At 36.4% G+C, this 18,838-nt stretch carries 19 protein-coding genes; 12 read left to right on the top strand and 7 right to left on the bottom strand.

All coding sequences use genetic code 11. The annotated features are described in order from the left end of the window. Window positions 1-71: 71 nt before the first annotated feature. Window positions 72-1,427, bottom strand: a complete 1,356-nt coding sequence (locus HMPREF9699_RS04630) for a TolC family protein (protein WP_002662822.1) — start codon at window positions 1,425-1,427, stop codon at window positions 72-74. A 457-nt stretch (window positions 1,428-1,884) separates the two neighbouring features. Here HMPREF9699_RS04630 and HMPREF9699_RS04625 point away from each other — a divergent pair, with 457 nt between their 5' ends. The 9 genes from HMPREF9699_RS04625 to rplI all read left to right on the top strand — a co-directional run bounded on the left by HMPREF9699_RS04625 (window position 1,885) and on the right by rplI (window position 8,993). Next, entirely contained in the window at window positions 1,885-2,304 is a 420-nt protein-coding gene (locus HMPREF9699_RS04625) for a VOC family protein (protein WP_002662820.1), read from the top strand. A gap of 86 nt (window positions 2,305-2,390) precedes the next feature. Next, window positions 2,391-2,984 carry a Crp/Fnr family transcriptional regulator gene (locus tag HMPREF9699_RS04620; RefSeq protein WP_002662819.1) on the top strand — a complete coding sequence of 198 codons (594 nt, stop codon included), beginning with the start codon at window positions 2,391-2,393 and terminating at the stop codon, window positions 2,982-2,984. Window positions 2,985-3,588: 604 nt separating this feature from the next. Further along, window positions 3,589-4,680 carry a baeRF3 domain-containing protein gene (locus HMPREF9699_RS04615; protein WP_002662816.1) on the top strand — a complete coding sequence of 364 codons (1,092 nt, stop codon included), beginning with the start codon at window positions 3,589-3,591 and terminating at the stop codon, window positions 4,678-4,680. Window positions 4,681-4,942: 262 nt separating this feature from the next. Continuing rightward, a complete protein-coding gene (locus tag HMPREF9699_RS04610) occupies window positions 4,943-5,233 on the top strand; it encodes a DUF2089 family protein (RefSeq protein WP_002662815.1) in 291 nt (96 codons plus the stop codon). 3 nt (window positions 5,234-5,236) lie between these two features. After that, window positions 5,237-5,800 carry a hypothetical protein gene (locus HMPREF9699_RS04605; RefSeq protein WP_002662813.1) on the top strand — a complete coding sequence of 188 codons (564 nt, stop codon included), beginning with the start codon at window positions 5,237-5,239 and terminating at the stop codon, window positions 5,798-5,800. Between the two features lie 19 nt (window positions 5,801-5,819). Then, window positions 5,820-7,196, top strand: coding sequence for a serine hydrolase domain-containing protein (locus HMPREF9699_RS04600; RefSeq protein ID WP_002662811.1), 1,377 nt, complete (start codon window positions 5,820-5,822; stop codon window positions 7,194-7,196). A 465-nt stretch (window positions 7,197-7,661) separates the two neighbouring features. Beyond that, entirely contained in the window at window positions 7,662-8,003 is a 342-nt protein-coding gene (gene rpsF / locus HMPREF9699_RS04595) for a 30S ribosomal protein S6 (RefSeq protein ID WP_002662809.1), read from the top strand. 27 nt (window positions 8,004-8,030) lie between these two features. Next, window positions 8,031-8,333 (top strand): 30S ribosomal protein S18, encoded by a 303-nt coding sequence (gene rpsR, locus HMPREF9699_RS04590; protein WP_002662807.1) that lies wholly within the window; start codon window positions 8,031-8,033, stop codon window positions 8,331-8,333. Window positions 8,334-8,483: 150 nt separating this feature from the next. Continuing rightward, window positions 8,484-8,993, top strand: a complete 510-nt coding sequence (gene rplI / locus HMPREF9699_RS04585) for a 50S ribosomal protein L9 (RefSeq protein ID WP_002662805.1) — start codon at window positions 8,484-8,486, stop codon at window positions 8,991-8,993. Between the two features lie 79 nt (window positions 8,994-9,072). On the opposite strand, the gene HMPREF9699_RS04580 is transcribed toward rplI, so the two are convergent. Further along, window positions 9,073-9,801, bottom strand: coding sequence for an RNA methyltransferase (locus tag HMPREF9699_RS04580; RefSeq protein WP_172539691.1), 729 nt, complete (start codon window positions 9,799-9,801; stop codon window positions 9,073-9,075). On the opposite strand from HMPREF9699_RS04580, the gene tamL reads away from it, so the two are divergent. From tamL to HMPREF9699_RS04565, 3 genes are all read left to right on the top strand, one after another. Then, window positions 9,787-12,366, top strand: coding sequence for a translocation and assembly module lipoprotein TamL (gene tamL / locus HMPREF9699_RS04575; RefSeq protein ID WP_245946060.1), 2,580 nt, complete (start codon window positions 9,787-9,789; stop codon window positions 12,364-12,366). The genes HMPREF9699_RS04580 and tamL overlap by 15 nt on opposite strands. 185 nt (window positions 12,367-12,551) lie before the next feature. Continuing rightward, window positions 12,552-13,583, top strand: coding sequence for an NAD(P)/FAD-dependent oxidoreductase (locus tag HMPREF9699_RS04570; RefSeq protein ID WP_002662798.1), 1,032 nt, complete (start codon window positions 12,552-12,554; stop codon window positions 13,581-13,583). Between the two features lie 82 nt (window positions 13,584-13,665). After that, window positions 13,666-14,460: a thymidylate synthase gene (locus HMPREF9699_RS04565; RefSeq protein ID WP_034986093.1), complete on the top strand. Its 795-nt coding sequence runs from the start codon at window positions 13,666-13,668 to the stop codon at window positions 14,458-14,460. 292 nt (window positions 14,461-14,752) lie between these two features. On the opposite strand, the gene HMPREF9699_RS04560 is transcribed toward HMPREF9699_RS04565, so the two are convergent. Genes HMPREF9699_RS04560 through HMPREF9699_RS04540 form a run of 5 tightly spaced genes read right to left on the bottom strand, consistent with a single transcriptional unit; the run spans window position 14,753 to window position 18,832 of the window. Then, entirely contained in the window at window positions 14,753-16,480 is a 1,728-nt protein-coding gene (locus tag HMPREF9699_RS04560; RefSeq protein ID WP_002662795.1) for a phospho-sugar mutase, read from the bottom strand. 58 nt (window positions 16,481-16,538) lie between these two features. Then, window positions 16,539-17,246, bottom strand: coding sequence for a GIN domain-containing protein (locus HMPREF9699_RS04555; protein ID WP_002662793.1), 708 nt, complete (start codon window positions 17,244-17,246; stop codon window positions 16,539-16,541). Beyond that, a complete protein-coding gene (locus tag HMPREF9699_RS04550; RefSeq protein WP_002662791.1) occupies window positions 17,243-17,641 on the bottom strand; it encodes a hypothetical protein in 399 nt (132 codons plus the stop codon). Before HMPREF9699_RS04550 ends, HMPREF9699_RS04555 begins: the two co-directional genes overlap by 4 nt. 10 nt (window positions 17,642-17,651) lie before the next feature. Then, the gene (locus HMPREF9699_RS04545; RefSeq protein WP_002662790.1) at window positions 17,652-18,416 is read right to left on the bottom strand and encodes a Fic family protein; all 765 of its coding nucleotides are present in this window, start codon (window positions 18,414-18,416) and stop codon (window positions 17,652-17,654) included. Window positions 18,417-18,430: 14 nt separating this feature from the next. Next, a complete protein-coding gene (locus tag HMPREF9699_RS04540; RefSeq protein ID WP_002662788.1) occupies window positions 18,431-18,832 on the bottom strand; it encodes a hypothetical protein in 402 nt (133 codons plus the stop codon). Window positions 18,833-18,838: the final 6 nt, after the last annotated feature.

The raw sequence follows: 18,838 nt of genomic DNA, 5'->3' as shown, positions 1-18,838 counted from the left end.
AGATTAAAAAAATAGGCTTTTAGCTCATGCTTATAGCTAATTGCTAGTAGCCAATTTCTAGTCGCTCATCACTAAAATTTGATTTTCCCTTGGGCTTTTGCCAGTTCTAGTGCTGCCTGTCTTTGTTGCTGAATACCTTGGGCTTGTTCTATCATCACTTTGTGGTAATCACTTTCTATCTGTAGGCGTTCGGAGATGTCTATAAGTCCTTCTTTAAATTGTTTCATAGCAATGTTGAGGTTGTTTTTTGCTACTTGTACTTTTTGCTCGTTCAGTTTCAGTTTTTCATTGGCTACTCTGTAATTTTCGCTGTTTTTATCGAGTAATAGCTGGAGCTTTTGTCTCGTATCCGAGAGGGTATTTTGTAGGCTTTCCATATCCATTTTTACTTGTTTCATCTTATGGCTTCGTTGGTTACCATTAAAGATATTCCAGTTGGCTCCCAATCCTACATAAGTAGTAGGCAATAGGGTAAGATGGTGAAGCCTCAAAGGCGGATTGCCCAGCGGAAGACGAGCGTCAAAAATATCGGTATAGCGTACCCCACCCATGAGAGCGATTTGTGGCAAAAGACTGCTTTTCTCTTTTTTGAGCAAAAATTCCTGAGCGTTTAAAAAAGATTTTAGTGCCTTTATTTCCGATTTTTCTTCGATGTTGGTGGTTTCTTCCGCCAAAACAAAAGGCTGAAAATCATTGACCACTTGTTCTATTTCTATTTCAGAAAGTCCCGTAAGGTAGGCTATTTTCTTACGAATGAGTCGTTGAGCTCCGTCTAATTCCACTTGTTTGGATTGTAGTTCTAGCTGTGCCAGTTTTATTTTATCCTTGTCTAGAGGAATGGCAAAGCCCTCTTCTATGCTTCGCTGTACGCGTTTTTCCTCTACTTCCAATCGTTTTTGACTTTCGTCTATGAGGGATTGAATGGCATTGAGTACCTCAATTTGGTCAAAACTTACTACCACTTCCTGAACGAGGTCTTCAGTAGCGTTTTCGTTGAGGTATTCCGTACCGATGCGTTTCTGTTCCAAAGCCTTTTGAGCGTAGGGAATTTGCATACCGCTGAAAAGCACCACCTGAGCATTAACTCCTGCAAAAGCACCATGAGCGTGTGTGGAAGAGTTTTTTACTCCTGTGAAAAGCGGTTTGGGAAAAAAAGGCGTCTGTGTAGGCTCTAAATCAATTGAACTTTTGCTGTGCATCACGAAATAGCCTCCCGTAGCGGTGAGGCTAGGCAGTCTTTTATCGCCTACTTCTTTTTGTTGAAGTTTTAGTTTTTCTATTTCTATCTGTTTGTTTTTTAGAGGTTCGCTTTTCTCTTTTGCCGAGCGAATGGCGTGTAGCATAGACTCGGAAAGGGTAATCTGTCCCTGTGCAACGGTAGCCGAGAGTGCCAAGCCTGTTCCCAAAAGGTATTTTAAAATTCGCATAATCAAAATGTTTATCTGTGAATTTGATAAGGCAAAGATATACAAAGTTTTTGGCAATTGCCTGACACATTTGTGTCAAAGTGAAAGTATTTAATAGGTAATGATTAGTTTGATTTCTGAGAAGTTTTGTGACATAGCGTTTTGTAATTTGTCCTCCAGTGAAGCTTTGGGCAAATGTTTGGAGATAGAAAAGTTTTATGGCGAAGCGATTTACTATAGTGAAAAGGTTGTTTTGTTTTCCTATAAAGATTTTATTTTGTGAGCAAAAAGAGAAATGTATCTTTGTGCGAGGACGACCTAATGAATCATTTTTAGTATATAACCTGTAAAATACAGAACACAAAATGCAAACCACCTTTGATTTTTTCACACTTTATGCCCATCCGCTGATTTCGAGTGAACAATTTTTTCGTTCTAACTGCTTATTTTTGCCCTCAATAATTAAAACGATAAAAAAATGGCAACAAAACTCAATCCGTATCTAAATTTTAATGGGAATTGCGAAGAAGCGTTTAATTTTTACAAAAAGGCTTTCGGGGGCGATTTTACAATGGTGGTTCGTTCTGATGAAACTCCAATGGAAGTGGCTGAAAATGAGAAAAACCGCGTGATGTACATTGAGCTTCCCATAGGGGAAAACGATAAACTAATGGGTTCGGACATTTTCGAATCGCTTGGGCAGAAACTTACTACGGGCAATCACAACTATGTGAGTATTTCCGTAGATAGCAAAGCCGAAGCCGACCGCCTTTTCCACGCACTTTCCGAAGGGGGCGAAATAGAAATGCCTATGGAAGAGCAGTTTTTTGGCTATTTCGGAGATTTTAAAGATAAATTCGGCATCTCTTGGATGATTATTTTTGAGGAAGGAAAATGATAAAAGCCATCATAAAGATGGCTTTTTTTGTGCTAAAAAACTTAGTATATTTGTCCTGTAGGCTATTGTGAAACAAAAAAGTGAGCATGGATGCACTGGTAAAAGACTATCTGAAATACATGAAAATGCGTTGTCCGAAGCTTACCGAAACGGATTTAGAATACATTGGTAAGAAGCTCTATCTCTCTGAAGTTCCTGCTAAGGCTTTTTATTTGGAGCAAAATGAAAATCAAACCCAAATCGGTTATGTTCTCAAAGGGCTCATCCGTACTTTTTATACCACGCCCGAGGGAGAGGAAATCACGGTGGCTTTTAATAAGGAGAATGGCCCCGTGGCCGATTATAAAATTTTGGAGCATCCATTGCCAAGTCGGTTTTCTTTTCAGGCAATAGAAGATAGTTTGGTGATTAATTTCCCCTACGAACATTTGATAGATTGTGCAGATAAAATCCCTGCTTTTGAACGCTTTATACGCTTGATTCTGGAGGAAACTTTCCTGCGTACTTCTACAAGGATGGAAGGCTTCCTTTTTTATGCTGCCGAAGAACGCTACTTGAAATTCATTGATGAAAATCCAGATTTGCTTAGTAGAATATCCGTGTCGCATCTCTGTTCCTTTCTGGGGATTACCCGACAAGCCCTTACCCGAATCCGAAAAAAAATCCTTGAGAATAAATAAGTCTCTTCAGAAAACTTATTAACTATTTGATATGTGATAAATATTTTGTGTATAAGGTAATCAAGGTTTTCAACCCCGCCCAAACCAATAAATTTTCGTCAAGCAACACACCTTTCTCCTGTAAAATACGGCATTTAGGAGTTTCAAATCGAGACGAAGAACACCCCCATTCTTCTGAAAAACAATCACTTGATCTAGCTTTAAACCCACTGACTACATTCTCAAATAATTCTGATTGATTCGATTTTAAGGACAAGAGAATAACTCACTAAATCCATAAAAACAAAAATATTAAATTTCGTGCGTTTGACTTAGGAGATTTATACCAAAATCTTCGGCATAAACTCAAGCATCGAAAACAACTCCTTCTCCTCCAAATAGGGCTGGGAAGAGGACGAAAACCAATTAGTTTACACTCTGAAATCGTTTTGACCGATGAAGAATTCGGACATTTTGAAGTAGATTTAATCGTGGGGAGGGGCTGTGCCTATTACCCATAATCAATATATAACTTTCATAATTCCATTATTCTTTTACATTATTTGCATATTACTAATGTTTTGGCAAGATATTTTCATTGAGCTTTGCTATCAAACTTATCGTTATGACAGTATCAAAACTAAAAAGATTAGCAGAAGAAAACAATCAAGTATGTGTTACTATTTCACTAAACACACACAGAACGCATCCTGACAACTTACAAGATGAAATCGTACTAAAAAATCTTATCTCTGATGCCAAAGAAAGAGTAACTAACGAATTTGGAAAAAGAGATGAAGCAGGTAAGGTGTTAGAAAAACTAGACGAACTAGATAAAAAAGTAGATATTAATCAACTTTTGGATAGTTTGCATATTTTTATCTCTGCTGAAACCATGGAAATAGTACGCTCTATCTGGTCGGTAGAGGAAAATTCTGTATTCGTAGATGAACAATTCATGATTAAACCACTCATCAAATTGTTTAATAGAAGTAGAGAGTACCTTATTTTACAATTGTCCCAAAATAAAACACAACTTTTCAAAGCGTATGATGAGAGCGTAGAAGAAGAAGTGCATAACCATGTGTTCCCTTTCGGAGAGTCTCCTCATGTGGCTACATCTAATATCAGAAAAAGTGACTCTGCCCATGTAGATAATCTTCTGAAAGAGCATTTTAGAGATATAGACAAGGCGTTGGTAGATTTTGTTTTATCAGAAGATAAAACCCTAAAAGTAGTGGTAGCAACTACTGAAGCGAACTATCATGCCCTTTTAGAAGCGAGTACAAGACCAGAAATGTACATTGGATTTATAGAAGTGAACCATAGTGGCAATGATAACGCTCCTTGGCATTTAGCAAAACAATCTTGGGAAGTGGTAAAAGAGAAACAAATAGAGTGGGTAAAAGAGGCCATAGAAGAAGTAAAAGCTGCATCTTCACAGTCTAAATTATCTACAGATTTATTAGAAATTTACCAAGCTGCGATTGATGGAAATGCAGAATTGCTCATCGTGAATAAACTCTATCAGCAACCTGTAAGGCTAGTGGGCGACAGAGATTTTGAACTCATAGAAGACGCCAATGAACATGGTGCATTAGATGACATCATTAGCCACATTGCTTACGAAGTAATTTCCAAAGGAGGAAAAACACTTTTTGTAGATGAAGAATGGATTTCTGATTTAGGAAACATCGCACTGAAAAAAAGATACTAAAATAGTATTCATAGGATTTTTTCAGGCTGTCCCAATAGGGACAGCTTTTTTTGTTTTAACCTATCAAAAAACTTCAATAGAAACAATAAAGTAATTCACTTATTTCTCTTTAAAACGCGACAATACCCCTCTATCTTCCTCCAATAAAAATTCTTTTATACAAAACTTTATTTTAACTTTATTAAAAAACTTTTTAATTATATTAAAATATAAAACATTTTTATCTATATTTATCTCCGAAAAATTAAACATTGTATTACAAATGACTGCTAAAATCCCTACCGTTTGTCCCAGTTGCGAAAGTCCGCTAAATGTGAGCCGGATGCGATGTGCAACCTGTGCAACCGAAGTTTCAGGCGAGTACGAACTCCCGCTGTACTTAAAACTCAACCGCGAAGAGCAAGCCTTTATCCTCAATTTTTTCCTATCCAGTGGAAGCATCAAAGAAATGGCAAAACAAGCCGAACTTTCCTACCCCACCATGCGGAACAAAATGGACGATTTAATCGAAAAAATAAAACAACTCAATCAAGAATCTTTAGAAAACAAGTAAAAAATGAAAAATTTCTTTAATCCTTTCGTCAAATATTCTGAACAGAAGTTACTCTTGATAGGCTTGGTCTCTTGGGGACTGATGAACTTGGCAATGTTCCTCTTCGATAGCCGAATGAATGGCCTACTACACATTGCCGACGGTGAAACCAATGTGCTCAAAAACCTACAAATTACCAACGGCATATTCTTCTTTAATGTCCTCTGCTTTTTTGTATTGGCAAAAATCATTAACCTCAAAACACGCTTCATCGATGTGCTCAATAGCTTTCTGGTAAGCTTGTTACCACTATCTATTCTTGTGTTTTTTACGAATATTCCTGCCATTCATCAGCTGAATAAAGCAGTTGTTGCTAGGGCAAGCCATCTGGAAAAATTGTTTTCTAATCTATTGGAAGTCATTAGTTTTGCAATTTCCACCCTCGTTGCGTTGTTTTTTGTGGTGTATGCCGTAACACTGATGTACAACGGCTTCAAAACCGCTACCCATCTGAAAAACGGAATCTATACCGCCGTGTTTTTTGTACTCCTATTTATATTAAATTCTATTACACAAGCTTATTTTTAATTTTTAATTCTAAAATATCATGTTGAAAAGATTTTTATTATTCCTTGTTACCTTGTGCTTTACACAAGGCGTATTTGGTCAAATTGTAGGAAGATGGAAAGGCGATTTGGATATTCAAGGTACAAAACTCCCTTTGGTATTTGAAATAAAAGCCACCGAAAACGGCTATAGCACCACGGCTTACAGTCCGAAACAAACTTCTATGGGTATTCCTACCAGCAAAACCGTTTTTGAAAACAATGCACTAACGGTAGAAATTTCAACACTACAAGCCTCGTTTAAAGGCGTTTTAAAAGACGGTAAAATCACAGGAACTTTCAAGCAAGGGAAAGATTTTCCTTTGGTATTGGAAAAAACCAACGAGGAAATAAAAGCAGTGGAAGACCCTGTTATTGCAGATTTGGGGAACCGTGCCATCAACACCCAAAAATTATCCGCTTATCTTGATTATTTGGTAGAAAAACAGAAGATAGCAGGGAGTATTTCTATCTTCCGAAAAGGGAAAGAAGTGTATAAAAAACACTTTGGGCAGGAGTTTTTGCCTACAAAAAACTACAACCAACAAACGGCGTATCAAATCGGGTCGATTACCAAGCTGTTTATGGCAACAATGCTGATGCAGGAAGTGGAAAAAGGCACGCTAAAACTCGATGACAAGTTGGCAAAATTCTTCCCCAAAATGCCCAATGCCCAAAACATTACGCTGCAACAGATGCTGAATCATACCAGTGGTCTGAAGGATTATGTTACTGGAGAATGGCTCACGGAAAAGGCTTTTGCACCTCAAGTAATTTACGATACCATTGTAAAACAGGGCGTGGACTTTCAACCTGGGGAAAAACAAAAATATTCCAACTCGGCATATTATCTATTGTGCAAAATTTTGGAACAAACCACCCAACAACCGTTTAATGTATTGCTCCGCGAACGAATTGCAAAACCTCTGAATTTAGACAATACTTTTTCTGCCTTAGACAGACCTACGAATATTTTTGCTTCGTACAACCTACACCAAACTCAGCTACAAGAGGTAAAGGATTTTAATTTTATAAATGCCTTAGGGGCAGGGGATATTACCGCCACTACAACCGATTTGAACCGATTTGTAGAAGCTCTTTTCAAAGGCAAGTTGCTAAAAAAAGAAACCCTACAACAGATGTTGCCAGAAGAAAAAACTTGGGGGCTGTGCGTGATGAAAGCTCCTTTTTACAACAAGACTTCTTACGGACACGGCGGCACTACTCTTGGCACGGACGCACTTATGACCTACAATCCCGAAGATGATTTGTCTATCAGCTTGTGTGTCAATGCACGGGGGATGTTTTCAAACAATGAAATTACCATTGGCATACTCAACATTCTTTACGAACTCCCGTTTGATTTTGAAAAGGAATAAAATTTGAAAACAATTAATAATAACGGAAAGTTACTTTTATAAGTTGAATCTAGGAGTATCCGTAAAAGGGGTTCCCTTATTTATCACAGCAAAAGTTCTACTTATGATTTTGTTTTTTACATTATTGATTACCAGCATTGAATGCTTTCCTTCTTTCTTTTTTATGTTATCTTTATTTGATTATCATACCGAATCAGAATCATTGCATACATATTCAAAATTACTTTAGAAGTAGGGTAAACGGATAAAATTTATAATACATTAATAATCAAATATTTAAATTTCAGACCCTTTTTGTAAAAGTGATTAAGAGCAAATTTAAATGTATTGATATTCAATTATTTTTTATTGAGTACCCTATAAAAATAGGATTTCGTGCGTTTAACCTAACCTTAGAAGATTAAATTTTGCAGAGTAATAAAAAAGTATTACATTTGCACCTCGAAATATTTAATACAAAAAATTATGAACAATTACGAGACTGTTTTCATTTTAACTCCCGTTCTATCTGACGCGCAGGTGGAGGAAGCAGTGAAAAAATTCGAAGACCTTTTGAAAGAAAAAGGATGTGAAATCGTTGCTAAAGAAAACTGGGGACTGAAAAAATTGGCGTACCCAATTCAGTTGAAAAAGAATGGATTCTATACCCTTATAGAATTCAAAGGTGAAGGAACCATCGTAGCAGAGCTAGAAACAGCATTCAAACGCGACGAGAGAGTAATCCGTTACTTGACTACTAAACTAGACAAGTACGCAGTAGAGTACGCAGTAACAAGAAGAGCTAAACTTAAAACTGCTAAAGCTTAATCTTTAATCCCCTAAAAACAAAAAATTATGGCAATAGATGAATTGGCACAACAGGCTGCCGCAGGTGGTGAATCAGAAGTAAAATTTCTTACCCCACTAGATATCAATACAAAATCTGAAAAGAAATACGACAGATTTAAGAAGTACGGAATTAAGTATGTAGATTACAAGGATGCTAACTTCCTATTACAATTTGTAAATGAGCAAGGTAAAATCCTTCCAAGAAGATACACAGGCACCTCTCTAAAATACCAAAGAAAAGTATCTGCAGCTATTAAGAGAGCAAGACACTTGGCACTTCTTCCATATGTAGCAGATATGCTAAAATAAAACGCAATAAGCTATACGCCATAAGCCCAAAGCCTATTGCAAATAGCCAAATAGTTGCTGAATTATTAAAATTAAAATTCTAACTGTTTTAGAAAATACAGCTTAAATTTCAATACAGCTGTTTTCTAAAATCTAAACAAGACAACAACAATGGATATCATTCTAAAAAAAGATGTAGAAAACTTAGGACTTGAGTTTGACACGGTAAGTGTAAAACCAGGATATGCTAGAAACTTCCTTATTCCTCAAGGATATGCAGTATTGGCAACGCCTAAAAACAGAGCCATCCTTGCAGAAACTTTGGAAGCAAGAAAAGAGGAAGAAGCTAAACTGGTAGCTGCAGCTAAAGAAATTGTAGAAAAATTAAAGAAAACTACCATTACTATTGCTGCAAAAGTAGGTACTGGTGACAGACTTTTCGGCTCTATCAATAACGCAAACCTTTCTGAAGAATTAGCAAACAAAGGCGTAGCAGTAGATAGAAAGTACATCAAAATCCCTGGAAATACTATTAAGAGAACAGGTAAATATACTGCCTTGGTAAGACTTCACAGAGATGTAGAGTACAACTATGAGTTCGAAGTGGTTTCTGATGCTCCAGCAGTAGAAGCTCCTAAAACTGAGAAAAAAGAAGAAAAAACAGAAGAAGAGAACGCTTAATCTGTTTTTGAAAATAGTAAAATGCCATCCGATAGGGTGGCATTTTTGTTATCTGTATAGCAATCACTATATTCTTTTTTTATCGGTTAGAAAAAATTTCTCCCAAAATAATCCCCGTTGCCATAGATACATTAAGGCTTTCCGTAGATTGTTTTTTCCCAAATCTAGGAATAGTAAGCATTTCATCAATGAATCTTTCCGTGGAAGCACATATACCATTGCCTTCATTCCCCATAATGAGATTCATCTTTTCCGGAAAATGCTTAGAATAAATACTCGTACCTTGCATATCTGTACCAAAAGTAGGCAGCGTATTTTTACTAAAAAAATCCTCTAAATCTGTATATACCATATTCATACGAGTAAAAGAGCCCATAGTCGCCTGAATTACCTTTGGATTATATACATCTACTGTCTCTTTGGAACAAATAATTTGCTCTATGCCGAACCAATCTGCCAATCGGATAATCGTTCCTAAATTCCCAGGGTCTTGAATGTTATCCAGCACCAAATTAATAGCTGTATCTACAATTTCAGAAAGCGGAAGAAGCTGACAAAGTGCCAAAGAATCCTTAGGGTTCTGAAGATGAGAAATCTTTCTGAGCTGCTGCTCCGTAATGGTGGTAATAGAAAATGGAGACTGGCTAAAAAAATCTGGCGTAGTGGTAAAAATTTTTTCTACTTTAAAAGCAGAATTTTCTAATTCTGAGATAATTTTATTACCTTCGACAATAAACAAATCGTATTTTTGTCGAAACTTCTTTTTATCTAAGCTTTGAATTTGTTTTATCGTATGGGCAGTAAGCATATCATCTATAAATATGGTCAAAAATATGGTTTAAAGACTGTATTTGCAAGTTTATTTTTCTTTTTGTGGGCTTGTAGCACCACCAAAAAAATTCCAGATGGCGAATACCTACTTACCCAAAATCATTTCGTCTATCCTGAACAAAAAATTCATGCCACAGAACTCCCCAATTATGTACAGCAAAAACCTAATAAAAAACAATTCTTTTTCCTCCCGATAGGGCTTTGGATGTACAATCTCGCTTCCCCTAAATATGACAGTCTCCTGACTGAATATAGGACTTATCCTACAGAAATGAGAAATCAAAAGCTCAAAGATTCCCTTTTCGTGAAATACAATATGCCCCAAGAGCAAGGGAAAAACCTTTTTATCCATCGTAATCTGCATAATCTGGGAGCCGCTCCTGTTATTTTAGACCAAGAAAAATCTAAAGTAAGTGCCGAATCTATCCGTAAAAGATTGGTATATAGAGGATACTGGGACGCTGAAACCCAATATAAACACCATCTGGACTCGCTCCGAAAAAAAGCACAAGTTACCTATACCATTCATCCTAAAACGCCTACCATCATAGATGGTTACTACTATCATATTTCTGACCCTAATATCAAAAGAATCTATGAAGAAGCCCTAGAAAAAAGCGAAATTCTTTCTGGACAAGTGCTAGACCAAACAAAATTAGAAGCCGAAGTAAAAAGAATCAATGAGCAGATGAAAGCCCATGGTTATTATAACTTTAATGCCAATAACCAAGAGATTTTCTTCACCGCAGATACCCTCCAAAGCCGTAAAAAAGTACCTCTCATTTTAGAAATTCATAAAGATTCGGCAAAAAGCCATTATAAAGTAGCCACCATAGGCAAAATAGATGTAGCAGTGGTAGAAGACGCAGATGACTATAAAGTAAAAACAAAAGAAGAGATACTCAGAGGGATTCATTTTCATAAAATAGATCACCAATACAAAACCAATGCACTATGGAGAGCTGTACTTCTTTCTCCAGGAAGCCGATATGACCAAAATCATTTGGATAACACTAGAAGAAACTTCCTCACGATGAACAATTTCTCCCTCATCAAAGCGGAAGATAAACTAAGAGAGAGCGATAATAATATTGCCAATGACAGCATAGTAGATGTGGTGTATCTACTCAAACCATTACCTAAATATGACCTTAAAATTGCTGGCGATATTAATTACTCTGAACTCCTTAACTTAGGCTTCACCCCTTCTGTTAATCTCACCACCCGAAATATTTTTGGAGGTGCCGAAAACCTTACTACCTCTCTCTCTTGGATGACGGGAACGGTACAAAACTCTAAAAACCTCGGCTCTAGAATTTGGGCTCATGAATTTTCTGCCAATGCAGCCCTCCATTTTCCTAGATTATTAATGCCTTTTAAAACCTATAAACTCATCCCGAAAAGATTTTCACCTACCACGGTGCTGAACTTAGGAGCTTCCTTACAAAAAAACATCGGTATGGACAGAATTAATTTTAATGCTGGACTTACCTACAATGCCACCGTAAATGATGTAGTTTCGCATCGTTTTTCCCTTTTCAATGCTCAGTTCTCTCTCACTGGAAATAAAGATGCCTACTATGAATATTTTCCTTTAGATGCCCAGTATAGAGACATGGTATTTGCACATTACTCTCCCACATTGTACCAAAATTACCTGAATGGTACTCTGAGCAGTGATGAATATTCTAATATCATCATCAAAGATGAACACTACCCTTCTACCCTTTCAGAAATAGAACTAGATAATTACAACTCTTTCAGACAATCTATCAGCAATAAAGATAGACAGACTCAAGATGTAGTCATCTCCTCACTTATCTATAACTTTACCTATAACGAAATAGGAAAAAAAGAATTTAACAACCCTGTTTTCTTTAATGGTAAACTGGAAATTGCAGGAAACCTCCTCGGTTTACTCACAAGTAACTTCGCCCAAAAAGGAATCACTACAGGTGAACAAAAAACGCTTTTCGGGATTCCCTATTCTCAGTTCATTAAAATGGATGCTGACCTAAGAAAATATTTTAACTTTGGTAAGCAGACCCTCGCTTTTAGGCAGTTTATAGGTGTGGGGATGCCTTATGGAAATTCTAATGCCATGCCCTTCGTTCGTGCTTATTTTAATGGAGGGTCTAATGACATCCGTGCATGGAGACCTTTCGGTGGTTTGGGACCTGCCGATTCTCAATTAGATGCCAAGGTAAGAACTTTCTCTATGGGAAATGTAAAACTGACAACGAGTGTAGAGTACCGCATCCCTATCAATGATATGTATGAAACCGCCATTTTTACCGATGCAGGAAATGTATGGAACCTCCATCATCATCTTGGCGATGGTTTTAAATTTAATAAATTTTATAAACAACTGGGCGTAGGAAGTGGTATAGGACTAAGAATCAATGTAGCCTATATCACCGTGAGAGTAGATTTGGCATACAAAATCTATGACCCCAATCAGCCTGAAGGAAAAAAATGGCAATTCAATAATTTTAATATCCTAAAACCTACGCTCAATTTAGCTTTTGGATATCCATTTTAAGCTTCGATATAAATAATTGGATTTTGGCAGATGGCTTTTTAACTTTACCTAACCTTTTAAGCAGTAAGTGATAAAAAGTAGGCTTTTAGCAAATTACTTTTAGTTTTATCACCTCTCCCTAACCCTTTGGCCATCCTCCTCCTTTTCTACCTCTCCAACTTATAGCTATCTTTGCACTGTTTTTTATGAGAAATATTGATTATTGTATTGTAGGTGGTGGCTACGCAGGACTTTTCTTCGCTCACCAATGTATCCTAAATGGAAAATCTTTCCTCCTTTTTGATAAAGGAATGCGTTCGGCATCTAAAATTTCTGCTGGAATGGTAAATCCCGTAGTGCTGAAGAAATTTAACACTTTCTGGCTGGCATCAGAACAGATAGAAATGCTTACCGCTACCATGCAAGAAATGAAATGCTATTTAGGAAAAACATTTTTCGTTCAAAATCCTATTTATCGAATTTTTCATGACCCCAATGAGGAACTATTGTGGCTGAAAAAAAGACAAAGAGCAGACCTTACTCCTTTTTTATCTGATGAAATTCATCACTTGGATGAGATTAATAATCCCTACCAATGTGGTAAAGTAATGCAGGGAGGATATCTTCATGTGGCGTCTTTCTTTGAAAGTTTTTATGATTATTTGTCCCAAAATGAGTATTGGGTACAAGAGCTTTTTGATTATCAAAAATTAGATACAGATACGCTTCAGTATAAGAATAATCAGTTTCAGCACATTGTTTTCTGTGAAGGAAATGCAGTACAGCACAATCCTTTTTTTTCGTTCATTCCCATAAAACCGAATAAAGGACATCAAATAGAAGTGAAAATAGAGGAATTAACGCTGCAAAATGTGGTCAAGAAAAAACATTTTTTGATTCCTTTAGAAAATGGAAACTTTTATTATGGCGGAACTTATGATAGAGAGGATACCCATCCGGAAATTAACCCACTTGCTGTACAAGAGCTTACAGAGGGCTTATCATGGATATGCAATCAAAATTTTGAAATCGTAGAGAAAAATACAGCTTTTCGTCCTACCGTAGCAGATAGAAGACCCATTATGGGGAAACATCCTCAGTATAATAATGTATTTGTTTTTAATGGCTTAGGAGCAAGAGGCGTATTAAATGGGGCTTATTTTTCTCGTCAGCTTTTTGCTTTTATAGAAAACGGCACACCTATAGATGACGAGGTGGCGATTGAACGGTTTTTATAGTATTTCACGCTGTATCGCGTGGAGCTGAATATGCTTTATGGGAAAGCCTTTTTTTAATATCTTTACACTTTATTATCATCTTATGAAAAATTATCTGGAGCTTTTAGAACATATTTTAGACCATGGAACCGATAAATCAGACCGAACAGGAACAGGGACGAGGAGCGTCTTTGGGTATCAGCTGAGGTATGATTTGTCTCAAGGTTTTCCTTTAGTAACCACCAAGAAAGTACACCTCCGCTCCATTATTCATGAATTACTTTGGTTCCTGAAAGGAGATACTAATATCACTTATTTAAAAGAAAATGGTGTGAGTATTTGGGACGAATGGGCAGATGAAAATGGAGATTTAGGCCCTGTATATGGTGCCCAATGGAGAAGCTGGCTGGGAGCAGATGGACAAACGATAGATCAAATTTCTGATGTCATTCAGCAAATTAAGACCAACCCAGATTCCCGAAGACTCATCGTCTCGGCATGGAATGCCTCCGAAATATCCAAAATGGCTCTGGCACCTTGCCATGCTATGTTTCAGTTTTATGTAGCCGATGGAAAACTCTCATTACAGCTTTACCAGCGTAGTGCCGATGTATTTCTAGGTGTGCCTTTTAATATTGCCAGCTATGCACTGCTTACCATGATGGTGGCACAGGTTTGTGGTTTACAAGTAGGGGAATATATTCATTCCTTTGGGGATGTACATATTTATCAGAACCATTTCGAACAAGTGAAAAAACAACTGTCTAGAACGCCTAGAGCCTTGCCTACCATGAAACTGAACTCTGATGTGAAAGATATCTTCTCTTTTACTTACGAAGATTTTACATTAGAAAACTATGACCCTCATCCTAGCATCAAAGCTCCCGTAGCGATATAGAAAACTTTTACCATAAAAAACGAAGCTGCCCGATCTTTTCAGGCAGCTTTTTTATTTTCGGAATAATTCCTTGCAAAGTTATTTACTTCAGTTGGGTTCACTCTTCCGCTTCGCTCAGTAGGATAATGTGGCGTATTTTATAATCTTCTCACAACAAGAGAAATGAAAAACATGCGTAAGTCTCTCCCAACTCTTAACTAAGTCTTTCCCAACTCTTAGCTAAGTCTTTGCTAACTCTTAACTAAGTCTTTGCTAACTCTTAGCCAAGTCTTTTCTAACTCTTGGCTAAGTTTTATTCATCATTCAGCCCAAGTGCTTTTTTCACTTCATTTATTTTTTGAGCCAATGCTTTGATTTGAGTTCGGAAATCTTCAGTAGAAGCAATGTTTTCTTTTACCGAAACATAAAACTTGATTTTCGGTTCGGTACCCGATGGGCGTACACATACTTTAGTACCCTCTTCCGTATAGAAGATTAATACATTAGATTTAGGAATGTCTGCCATGGCTTCCGTTTTATTTTCTGAAACCCATAGTTTGGTTTGCTCCTTATAATCACGGATTTCCGCTACTGGACTCCCTGCAATTTCTTTAGGTGGATTTTCACGGAAGTCTTTCATCATTTGCTGAATTTGCTCCGCACCTTCACGCCCTTTTCTTACTACATTGATAAGTCCTTCATAGTACAGTCCCACCTCTTTATAGATGTCTATCAGGTATTCATACGGTGTTTTGCCATTGGCCTTACACCATGCTGCTATTTCGCAGGCAGTGAGGATAGAGCCACATGAATCTTTGTCTCTCACGAAATCTCCTGTCATAAACCCGAAACTTTCTTCGCCTCCGCAGATGAATTTTTCCTTACCTTCTGCTTCACGAATCATCTTTCCTATCCATTTAAAACCAGTAAGACTCGCTTTACAACTTACACCAAATTTTTCAGCAATGTCAAAAAAGATATCAGAAGTTACGATGGTAGAACCGATGAACTCTTTTCCAGCGATTTTTCCTGCTTTTTTCCATTGGTCAAGGATATAGTAGGTAAGTAAAGTATTGCACTGATTTCCATTGAGCAGTTCCATTTCTCCATCCAAATTTCTCACCGCAATGCCCAATCTATCGCCATCAGGGTCTGTACCGATGACAATATCAGCATTCGTAATTTTTGCCAAATCCATTGCCATTTCTAGTGCGGCAGGTTCTTCAGGGTTTGGGCTTTCCACAGTAGGGAAATTACCACTCGGAATCATCTGTTCTGCTACCAAATCTATTTTCTTAAATCCTGCTTTTTGTAAGGCTTTAGGGATGGTGGTATAAGTGGTACCATGAATGGAAGTAAAGACAATATTCAAATCTTCATAACCGATTTTATCTTTTTGGTAAAGCGAATTCTCTATACAAGCATCAATATATACATCATCCTGCTCTTCCCCTATCCATTCTATTAAATCATCATTTCCATTAAACTTAATATCTTCAAACTGTGTAGCATATACCTCTTTAATGATATTTTCATCATTTGGGGGTACTACCTGAGCCCCATCATTCCAATAGACCTTGTATCCATTGTATTCAGGAGGGTTATGCGAAGCGGTAAGTACAATACCTGCATTACATTTTTTATCTCTTACGGTAAAAGAAAGCTCTGGCGTAGGACGATGTGCTTTAAATAAAAGTACTTGTATCCCATTGGCTGTGAGTACATCCGCCACTATTTTTCCAAACTCCTTGGAGTTGTGGCGAACATCATAAGCAATGGCCACTTTAATTTCTTCATTGGGAAACTGCTGATGCAAATAATTCGCTAAGCCTTGTGTGGCCTGCCCCAGTGTGTATTTATTGAGTCGGTTGGTTCCTACGCCCATAATACCACGCATTCCACCCGTCCCGAATTCTAATGCTTTATAGAAAGCATCTTCTAGCTCAGCAGGGTTATCATTCATTAAGGCTTGTACTTTTTCTTGGGTCTCTTTGTCAAAAGGTTCTGATAGCCAAAGTTTGGCCTTGTCTATTGTGTTCATATCGGTTTAAAAATTTTAATAATTAAAAAAAGGTTAGTATTTAGAGCGTAAACGCTTATTATGGTTTTTCTGATTTTTCTACTTTTACGCTTTTCTCTGCTTTAAAAGTGGCGATAGGCATTCCGTAATACACCAGTTTAGAGGTGTTCTGGAGGTTTCCTTTTAAAGTATCGGCTACATTAATTTCAGTATAAGCTCCGTTTTTTGTATCTAAACCAAAGACATTTACTGCCCAATAAGGTGCGATAACATTAGCCGTATCCTTTATTTTAAGGGTTGCATTTTTAGTTTTTCCTAGGAAGTTCGCTCGGCTTAGGTCTGCCATTTCTATTGCTGTCCTCTCCGTATGTAAAGCACCTATAAACTTCGCATTATTTTGTAAATTAAGCGTAAAATCATCGGTTTTTATTTCTCCCGAGACATTAAATTCCACTTGTTCTGATAGATGGATTTTTTTTACTTCCTGTTTTGCATAAATGGTAATATTATAAAAATCAATATACTCCGTAGCTCTTTTTTCAGAGATGCTTAGGGTATTATTATGTACATTAATTTTTAAATTATTGGCAATATTTTCATGCGTTTCTACATTCACGAAGTTTTCTGTACTACGGACAAAAAACACTCTGAAATTTCCTTTTAAATCCAGCGTTGTAAATTCCTCTACGGGAATGTCTTTGGCTACAATTTCTCCTTTGGGTGAAATTTTCCCACAAGAAATAAAAGCGAGCAATAAGAGATACAATACGATATAATTAAGTTTCATTTTTTTATGTTTTCAAATAAATCTTTTAATTTATGATAATCTTCGGAAGTAAAAACTCCTAAATTTCTTTTCTTATTATTATGAAGGATACTCACTTCATGTCTCCCGAAAATATTTTTTTTCACTTTAATTTCTGATATTTCTTTTGTGTAAATTGTTTTAGAAACATCTGTTCTTAATGAAATAAATAATTGGATAGCACACAACAAAATAAGTCCATAACGAATAAAATTGCCACTAAAATTATTATTTTCATACATTTTCAGCAGAGATAGGATAATCCATACCACAGGTAGAATAATAAAGATAATTCTATGTCTTTTCATTCCATCTTGTATTGTCATTTTCTCATCATCCACTGTTATTGAGATTCTATGATTAAAGAATGTTTTCATTTTTTATGTTTTATTCTTTTAAAGATTGTGGTAGCATCATTAGGAATGGTAAAGATTTTTCATAATCTAAAGCGTAATAATCCATACCTATATTTAGGTTTTTATAATATTCACTTTGGTGTGTTTTATAATATTTTTCAGCACTGATTTGCCAAAATTTTTCGCCCATTTTTTTCGCTAAGAACCATTTTTCTAAAAGCCGAGCTGCTCGTCCATTGCCATCTCTAAAAGGATGAATATGTGCCAATCTCAAATGAATCATGGAAGCAAAATAAAAAATTTCTATGGTATTTAAATCTGTATGAAGCAGTGTTTCTATTTCTTTAAACAAATTACTCATTTCCTGAGGCACCCACTGTTCTTCTACAGCTAAATAGACCAATCCTTCCGCACCAAAAACACCTACCTTTTCATTTCTGTATTTTCCTCTAAGTGATTTTATTAATAGTTCTTCTGAAAGCAATGAATGAGCCTTTAAAAAATTAGTCTCATGTAGCGGATTTTCCTTTGCAAACTGATAAGCCTTTACCAAATCATCAATCTCTTTCATCTCTTTTTCCTTACCAAAAATTTCTTTCGCCATTTTCCCATTCATATAAGAATTGAGGTCAATGGTATTTCCTTCTATATTAGACGAATATACCGCCGAGCTCATCAGCCTATACTCATCACCAGCTTCATGCTGAGCGAAAGAATAATTCGCCAATAACTCATCTAAAACGGAACTCCATTGGTTTTTATATTGCTTAAAACAAATCCTGTCTAATAATCTCATTGAAATTCTTATTGTTATTGATGCTGATGGAGAAAATCTACGGTTTGCTGTGCTTTTTGCTCAGTAGGTAGGGCTATTTTTCGTTTTTTATTGGAAGCATAGGCTATGGTTACTTCATAATTCATCCATCTTTTTCTATAAGAGACATTGGTGATGGTAGCTTTTTCTATTATTTTCTCCGCATTCAATCTGAACCAAAAAATTAAAACAAATACCCAAAATACAGCAGTAATACCATAAAAGTAAAGGTCGAAATCATTTCTATGGGAATTGAAAAACAAATGGTAAATGGCAACAAGGAGAAATAAAATAGCACCTATCATTCCAAAAGTTTTCCCCATTTTTTGATTATCCTTGATTTCAAAATGAGCGTCATGACTGATTATTTCCGCAGAGTGAATGATGAGTTTGTTCATTTTTAG

Origin of the sequence: Bergeyella zoohelcum ATCC 43767, from assembly GCF_000301075.1 — a bacterium.
GTDB classification, from domain to species: domain Bacteria; phylum Bacteroidota; class Bacteroidia; order Flavobacteriales; family Weeksellaceae; genus Bergeyella; species Bergeyella zoohelcum.
This window is presented reverse-complemented; position numbering and strand designations above follow the sequence as displayed.

Excerpts from the sequence above, each read along its gene's own strand:
- HMPREF9699_RS04630 (WP_002662822.1), bottom strand. The coding sequence starts at position 1,427 with ATGCGAATTTTAAAATACCTTTTGGGAACAGGCTTGGCACTCTCGGCT.
- HMPREF9699_RS04625 (WP_002662820.1), top strand. The coding sequence starts at position 1,885 with ATGGCAACAAAACTCAATCCGTATCTAAATTTTAATGGGAATTGCGAA.
- HMPREF9699_RS04620 (WP_002662819.1), top strand. The coding sequence starts at position 2,391 with ATGGATGCACTGGTAAAAGACTATCTGAAATACATGAAAATGCGTTGT.
- HMPREF9699_RS04615 (WP_002662816.1), top strand. The coding sequence starts at position 3,589 with ATGACAGTATCAAAACTAAAAAGATTAGCAGAAGAAAACAATCAAGTA.
- HMPREF9699_RS04610 (WP_002662815.1), top strand. The coding sequence starts at position 4,943 with ATGACTGCTAAAATCCCTACCGTTTGTCCCAGTTGCGAAAGTCCGCTA.
- HMPREF9699_RS04605 (WP_002662813.1), top strand. The coding sequence starts at position 5,237 with ATGAAAAATTTCTTTAATCCTTTCGTCAAATATTCTGAACAGAAGTTA.
- HMPREF9699_RS04600 (WP_002662811.1), top strand. The coding sequence starts at position 5,820 with ATGTTGAAAAGATTTTTATTATTCCTTGTTACCTTGTGCTTTACACAA.
- rpsF (WP_002662809.1), top strand. The coding sequence starts at position 7,662 with ATGAACAATTACGAGACTGTTTTCATTTTAACTCCCGTTCTATCTGAC.
- rpsR (WP_002662807.1), top strand. The coding sequence starts at position 8,031 with ATGGCAATAGATGAATTGGCACAACAGGCTGCCGCAGGTGGTGAATCA.
- rplI (WP_002662805.1), top strand. The coding sequence starts at position 8,484 with ATGGATATCATTCTAAAAAAAGATGTAGAAAACTTAGGACTTGAGTTT.
- tamL (WP_245946060.1), top strand. The coding sequence starts at position 9,787 with ATGGGCAGTAAGCATATCATCTATAAATATGGTCAAAAATATGGTTTA.
- HMPREF9699_RS04580 (WP_172539691.1), bottom strand. The coding sequence starts at position 9,801 with ATGCTTACTGCCCATACGATAAAACAAATTCAAAGCTTAGATAAAAAG.
- HMPREF9699_RS04570 (WP_002662798.1), top strand. The coding sequence starts at position 12,552 with ATGAGAAATATTGATTATTGTATTGTAGGTGGTGGCTACGCAGGACTT.
- HMPREF9699_RS04565 (WP_034986093.1), top strand. The coding sequence starts at position 13,666 with ATGAAAAATTATCTGGAGCTTTTAGAACATATTTTAGACCATGGAACC.
- HMPREF9699_RS04560 (WP_002662795.1), bottom strand. The coding sequence starts at position 16,480 with ATGAACACAATAGACAAGGCCAAACTTTGGCTATCAGAACCTTTTGAC.
- HMPREF9699_RS04555 (WP_002662793.1), bottom strand. The coding sequence starts at position 17,246 with ATGAAACTTAATTATATCGTATTGTATCTCTTATTGCTCGCTTTTATT.
- HMPREF9699_RS04550 (WP_002662791.1), bottom strand. The coding sequence starts at position 17,641 with ATGAAAACATTCTTTAATCATAGAATCTCAATAACAGTGGATGATGAG.
- HMPREF9699_RS04545 (WP_002662790.1), bottom strand. The coding sequence starts at position 18,416 with ATGAGATTATTAGACAGGATTTGTTTTAAGCAATATAAAAACCAATGG.
- HMPREF9699_RS04540 (WP_002662788.1), bottom strand. The coding sequence starts at position 18,832 with ATGAACAAACTCATCATTCACTCTGCGGAAATAATCAGTCATGACGCT.